Raw genomic sequence first — 6963 nt, forward strand, 5'->3', positions numbered from 1 at the left:
TTTTTACTTAGCCCACTAGGTTACAAACCTCGCGCCGCGATTTAATCGCCCCTAGATTGAACAAATTTCAATCCGCAAAGATCAGCACGCCCTAGCCTAAGCCAAGCGTAATAAACCAATATTGGATGGTTACTTTAACTCACTTTTAGCTTTAGGCTATTAAAAAATTTAAACTCTAGGGGATTAATTTAAAGTGCTACACGTTAGTTGTTTGTAGCAATGATAACGCTAAGCTACCTGATCAGATTCATCGCCTGAACACGGGCACTTTTCGTCATTATGTTTAAGGCATTGTTGGTAATTAAACCAATGAGCCGCAGCAATAAAAGCCGATCCAATTAAAGTAAACGCTTTTTCGGCAACCTCATGCCCTAGCAATACCGCACATATCATAAAGGCTAACCCAATAACGCCGCAGGCCATGTAACGCTTACGCTTATGCTTTTTACAGCCTAAGCTTAATGCCAATAAACTGGTGGGTAATACCGCTGCAAGAATCCATAAATGAAATTGTTCACTATCTATTTGCAGTACAGCAAAGCTTGGCAATAACGCTAAAATAACCGGGGTTGCAAAACAATGTACGGTGCACATTAACGATAATCCAATCGCCATACGATCCATAACACTTTGACTCGACTTCATTATTTCCTCTACTAAATTAGTGCCTCTACTCAAAAGCGTTACTTTTAAAGAGACATTTTAGTAACAACAGTTAATTACTATTGATACATTATAACATTTCTCGCATAATTGATATAGTATAACATCTAACAAGGTAGTCAAATGAAACGTAGATCACAATTAGCTGTGCTCATAGCAGCTTTATTACCTGCAAGTGTGCTTGCATCCACAATAGAGGGCGTTGTTTTAAACAACAAAGGTAAAGTAGTTACCAATGCAACAGTAGAAGTTGAAGGCTCAGACCTTAAAGTAACCACCGATGAAAACGGTAAATTTGTAATAACCGAGCTAAACAATGGCTTAAAAGAGCTTCATGTTGTGGCGCCAGGTTATGCCCACCTTCATCGCGATATAACAATAACAAACGATGAAAACCAGTCGGTTACGTTTAATTTAAAGCGCTCGCCTATTGAAGTTATTGATATTGAAGCAACCCCTATTCATATGTCGGCAATGGAATCTGCATCACCTATTAGTGTTTTATCTGGCGAACAACTAAGACGACAACAAGCTGCAACCCTTGGCGACAGCCTTGAAAAACTTCCAGGCGTTAATACTAACTTTCACGGGAAGGTAGCCAGTACACCAATTATTCGTGGTTTAAGCGGCCCGCGTGTACTTATTACTCAAAATGGCCTTGATGTAAGTGATGTGTCGCGCGTTGGCCCCGACCATTCTGTTGCATCAGAGGCGTCTACCGCACAACAAATTGAAGTATTACGCGGCCCAGCAACACTGTTTTATGGTAGCGGAGCGATTGGTGGTGTAGTAAATGTGGTAGATAGCCGCGTACCAACCGACAGCACAACACGCGGCGAGTGGAACGTAGAACATAACTCAGTAGATAACCAAAAAGTAGCCTCGTTTAATGCCACCACAGGCACAGACTCGGTAGCTTTTTATGCCGACGCGTTTTGGCGTGAAGCCGATGACTACGAAGTGCCTGTAGCCGCAGATATAGATAGCGATAATGAAGAGCATAGTGGCGATTACAAAGTTGAAAACAGTAATGAAGAGTCTGATGGTTTTACTGTTGGCGCTAGCTATTTAATGGATAACGGCTTTATTGGCTTAGCAGTAGAGCAATTTAATCGTCAATACGGCATTCCAGGCCATACTCACGGCGAGGAAGAAGAGGAAGAACACAACGACGAAGAAGAAAGCGTATTTGCTGATTTAGAGCAAACAAAAGTGCAATTATTAGGTGAGTATAACCTAGATAATAAATGGCTAAACAAAGTAAACCTTCGCGTTGGCCACACCGACTACGAACACGCTGAAATTGAAGGTGGCGCTGTAGGCACCACATTTAAAAACGAAACAAACGAATTACGCATAGACCTACTACATAACCAATTTAGCGAGTGGAATGGCGGCATTAGCTTTCATTACAAACAAAGCGATGTTGAAGCACAAGGTGAAGAGGCCTTTACCCCTCCATCAGAAACCGAAAGCTTTGCTGTAGCGTTAATGGAAGAAAGGCACTTTGGTGATTTTTTAGTGCAGTTAGGTGGGCGTATTGAGCGTGTAACCATTGAAGCAGGCGACGTGTTACTGCCAAATATTGACGCTCATGCACACGATGAGGCGCAAGAAGCCGACGAGCATGATCACGACCACGAAGAAAGCGCAGAAACCACTCGTGTATTTGACGTAGAGCACGAATTTACGCCAATCAGTTTATCTGCAGGCGTAGTGTGGGATTTTACACCTAACTATAATTTAGGACTTTCTGTATCGCGCTCTGAACGTGCGCCTTCTGCCTCTGAATTGTTATCGTTTGGGCCACACATTGGTACTGGCACTTACGAAGTAGGTGCACTATTTGATTTAGATGAAGACGGCCATTTAGGTTTATCTGATCAAACAATTGACCTAGAAACAGCCAATAATATCGATTTAACATTACGTAAAACCCAAGGTGATGTTGGCTTTATTTTAAATGCCTTTTACAACCAAGTAGATAATTACTATTACCAAATAGACACTGGTTTATTCGCCGAAAGTGGCCACGACCATGGCGATGAAGAAGAAGGGGCGGACGAACACGACCATTCATCAGAACTGCCGGTTTATTTATTTAAAACAGACGACGTAATTTTACACGGGTTTGAAGCGCAAATTGCGTGGCAGTTAACCGATGAATTTAAAGTAGATTTATTCTCAGATTACGTTCGTGCACGCCTAAAAGACGGCGGCGATTTACCCCGTACTCCACCACTTCGTTTTGGTAGCGAGTTAAGCTATCAAACAGATAAACTCAGTGCGCATATTCACGTTACTCGCTATCAAAAGCAAGACCACACAGCCCCACAAGAAACAGCAACTGACGGCTACACATTGGTTGATGCAAGCATCTCTTACGACCTTTCAGTATTAAACCAAGATATGTCTGTGTACCTGCGAGGCACCAACTTAACAGATACAGAAGCACGCGTGCACAGCTCGTTTGTAAAAGATATAGCACCACGTCCAGGACGTAGCTTTGCGCTAGGCATTCGCGGTTATTTTTAAGCATTAAAAAATTATAATTAAAGGAAATAAACATGAAAAAACTATACAAATTAAAGCTTATTGCACTGGCTATTAGCACTACATTTATTACAGCCTGTGGCGATGCCCAGACCAATATTGTAGAAAAAGACCCTATTGTTGTAGAAGACGAGCACGATCATGACGATGATGATCACGACCATGATGATGGCTACACAATTGATTCATTGGGCAGATTAGCTGTGCTTGCAGGCGATAGCAACGAAGCCAGCTTTTATGACCTAGATGACAACGCTTTACTTGAAACATTTACCCTGACGAACGATTCAAACACGCTATCGTCATCACCTGATTTTCGTTATGCCGTTATTGCAAGCCGCGCACAAGATTACTTAGGCTTTATTGATGGTGGTTTATGGCGTGAAGACCATGGCGAGCATTTACACGACTACGAGCAAAGCCCAGCAGCTAGCAGTTATGAGCTAACAAGTGGCAGCCGACCTACTCACCTTGTAAAACACGATGGCCAATTAGCTGTTTTTTATGATGGTGATGCAGACTCAGGCACGGTTGCCTCTGTTGAAGTATTAACAGATAACGACATAACCAGCGCAACAGCAACGCTACCGGGTATTAACTACGATATTAATATGCACGGTGTAGCAGAGCCACGCGGTGAGCATTTATTATCAACACTTCGCCGTGATGACAGCGAAAGCACATCGGTTGCTAAAGTACTGCCAGACCAAGTAGGTGTTTATCATTTTCATGATGGTGAATATGAGCTAGAACAAACCTTAGACCTTACGTGCCCTGATTTACACGGTGCTGCACAAAACCACGACTACGTGGCATTTGGTTGTAGCGATGGTGTGTTATTAGCCCACCAGCACGATGATGAATACGAAGCTGAAAAAATAGCGAACATTGCAGCCGTTGGCGATTTACGCATTGGTAGTATTTATGGCCACGAAGATAGCGAGACCTTTATTGGCGTAGCATCTGGCCATGGTGGCGGCGAAGCCGTAATTGTAACTATTAACCCAGCAACAGCACAAATGGAAGAACTAGAATGGCAACTAGCCGATGGCGCAAGTGCTGTGTCGTATTCTTTTTCTGCCCATGGCGAGCACTTTTTAATATTAGACAGCTTAGGCTTTTTAAATGTATTTAGTGCACACGACCATGATGGCGAAATGCATTGGGAGCTTGAAGGCCAAGTTGATATTACCGAGCAAGATGTATCAACCATGCCAGAGGGCATGAGCTTTAGCATGACAGTGGCGCAAAATGGTCAGTTTGCTTATGTAGCCGACCCTATTGCTCAGCACGTTGTGCAAGTACACCTTGAAGACTTAGAAATTGAAAGTGAGGTTGAGCTTACTTTTGCTCCTAGTGCAATTACTTGGCTTGGTATTGCGCAAGAGGAAGAAGAAGACGACCACGACCACTAATTTCACTCTTTAAAAAGAGTACTCCCTTGAAGGTTGGCGTTTTAATGCCAACCTTTTTTTATTCACATTTTGTAACAGACCTTTTATCGCAAGTGCATCGCTATTTATAACCTTATTGTTATGATGTAACAGCTATTAATATAGGATGTAATCCCATGAAAAAATTAACAACATTGGCGCTTGCCTTGGCTGCGGTTATTGCACCGAGCGTATCGGCCTATGAAACTAAAGACACTCGCTTACTACGCTTTCCTGATATTCATAACCAAAACGTGACCTTTGTTTACAGCGGCGATATTTATATTGCTAATACACAAACCGGCGAAAGCAAACGTTTAACCGACCACATTGGTTTTGAAACATTTCCTAAGTTTTCTCCTGATGGTAAGCGTATTGCGTTTTCGGCTGAGTATAACGGCAGCCGCCAAGTTTATGTAATTAACAGCGATGGTTCAGGCCTAAAGCAGCTTACATACTACAACGATGTTGGCCAAATGCCGCCGCGTGGTGGTTTTGATTACCGCGTTTTAGATTGGACCGCCGATGGTAAAAATGTGGTGTTTAGAGCAAACCGCACACCATGGGGTAAACGTATGGGTCGCCCTTATATGGTCCCTGCCGACGGTGGCCTTGAGCAACCTTTAGCTATTCCAGAAACAGGCGGTGGTATGCTCTCACCTGATGGTAGCAAGTATGTTTACACACCCATTGACCGTGAGTTTCGTACCTGGAAACGCACCCGTGGCGGCCGTGCGCAAGACGTATGGATTTACGATTTAGAAAATAACACTTCAGAGCAACTTACCACTAACCGTGCAACCGACCAGCAACCTACCTGGGTTGGCGACAATATTTATTTTGTATCTGATCGTGATTACACACTAAACCTTTACCAATATCGCAAAGGCAGTGAGCCTAAAAAGCTCACTAATTATAAAAACTTTGACGTACTTTGGCCCTCAGCAGGCCCTAATGCGATTGTGTTCGAAAACGGCGGTTACTTATATCGCTTTGACGCAAAAACACAAAAAAGCACTAAGCTGAGCATTAACATTGCAGGTGTGCGCCAATACGCTATGCCTTACAGCAAAAATGTAAGCGACTTTATTGATTCTATGTCGATTTCTCACGATGGCAAACGTGCTGTATTTACAGCCCGTGGCGAGCTATTTAGTGTACCTGTTAAACAAGGCCCTACGCGTAACTTATCGTACACAGATAAGAGCCGTGAAATAGACGCAAGTTGGTCGCCAAATGGGCGTTACATTGCTTACATGAGCGATGAAAGCGGCGAGTACGAAATTTACTTAAAAGATCGCAGTAAAAATAATGCCATTAAACAACTCACTAGTAATGGCACTATTTGGCGCTTTACGCCTATTTGGTCACCCGATAGCACTAAGCTGTTGTTTGCAGATAAAAACCACACACTTTGGTGGTTAGATGCAAAATCGGGCAAGCAACACAAAATTGATACCGGCATTTACGACGAAGACGGCATTACTCAGTATACGTGGTCGCCTAACAGCCAAGACATTGTGTATGTTAAAAATAACGAAAACCGTTATGCCTCACTGTGGCACTACAACCTTAAAAAAGAAAAGGTAACGCGCCTAACAGACGAAATGAGTAACGAGCAAAACCCAACTTTTTCGCCAGATGGCCAATACCTTTACTTTAGCTCTGAGCGCGACTTTAACCTTGCGTTTAGCAGCTACGAATTTGACTACATGTTTAACCGCGCCACCCGTATTTATGCGGCTGCAGTAAACGACAGTGTTAAACCGCTTATTGCCTTACAAAGTGACGAAACCACGATTGTAAAAGATAAAGAAGACGAAAAAGAAGACGACAAAAAAGTTAAAAACGCACTGCAAAGCAACGACTTTATGCAACGTGTTACCGCACTTAACGCGCCTGCGGGCGATTACCGTGGCTTAACCGCAGTAAAAGACGGCGTACTAACACTTGCCAATGGCGGATTACAACTTATAGGCACCGAACACGATAGCGAGCTAGAAACCGTCGCTAAAGGCGTTAGCAATTACACTATATCGAGCAATAGCGAGCACCTGCTTGTACATACAAGCGGCGGTTACAGCTTAATTGAGCCTAAACCAAAGCAAGACCTAGACGCCAACAAGCTCGATTTAAGCAAAATGATGCTTAAAATTAACCCGCAAGCTGAGTGGCAACAAATGTACGTAGAAGGCTGGCGCACACTGCGTGACTGGTTCTACGACGAAAACCATCACGGTCAAGATTGGGATGCTATTTTAGCTAAATACCAGCCTATGGCTGATGCCATTAGCCATCGTAGCGACCTTGATTA

Annotated in this window: 4 protein-coding genes; 3 read left to right on the forward strand and 1 reads right to left on the reverse strand. The window is 43.2% G+C overall.

Translation table 11 applies throughout. The features are described 5' to 3' along the window. Positions 1-228: 228 nt before the first annotated feature. The gene (locus B4F91_RS00575; protein ID WP_286936979.1) at positions 229-645 is read right to left on the reverse strand and encodes a MerC domain-containing protein; all 417 of its coding nucleotides are present in this window, start codon (positions 643-645) and stop codon (positions 229-231) included. A 141-nt stretch (positions 646-786) separates the two neighbouring features. On the opposite strand from B4F91_RS00575, the gene B4F91_RS00580 reads away from it, so the two are divergent. From B4F91_RS00580 to B4F91_RS00590, 3 genes are all read left to right on the forward strand, one after another. Continuing rightward, positions 787-3198 carry a TonB-dependent receptor gene (locus B4F91_RS00580; protein ID WP_286936977.1) on the forward strand — a complete coding sequence of 804 codons (2412 nt, stop codon included), beginning with the start codon at positions 787-789 and terminating at the stop codon, positions 3196-3198. A gap of 32 nt (positions 3199-3230) precedes the next feature. Next, a complete protein-coding gene (locus B4F91_RS00585; RefSeq protein ID WP_286936975.1) occupies positions 3231-4631 on the forward strand; it encodes a 5-methyltetrahydrofolate--homocysteine methyltransferase in 1401 nt (466 codons plus the stop codon). A 155-nt stretch (positions 4632-4786) separates the two neighbouring features. Next, positions 4787-6963: S41 family peptidase (locus tag B4F91_RS00590; protein WP_288635318.1), on the forward strand; the 2177-nt coding region annotated here is incomplete at its 3' end.

The organism is Pseudoalteromonas sp. UBA6610, from assembly GCF_002433295.1.
In the GTDB taxonomy this organism is placed as follows: domain Bacteria; phylum Pseudomonadota; class Gammaproteobacteria; order Enterobacterales; family Alteromonadaceae; genus Pseudoalteromonas; species Pseudoalteromonas atlantica.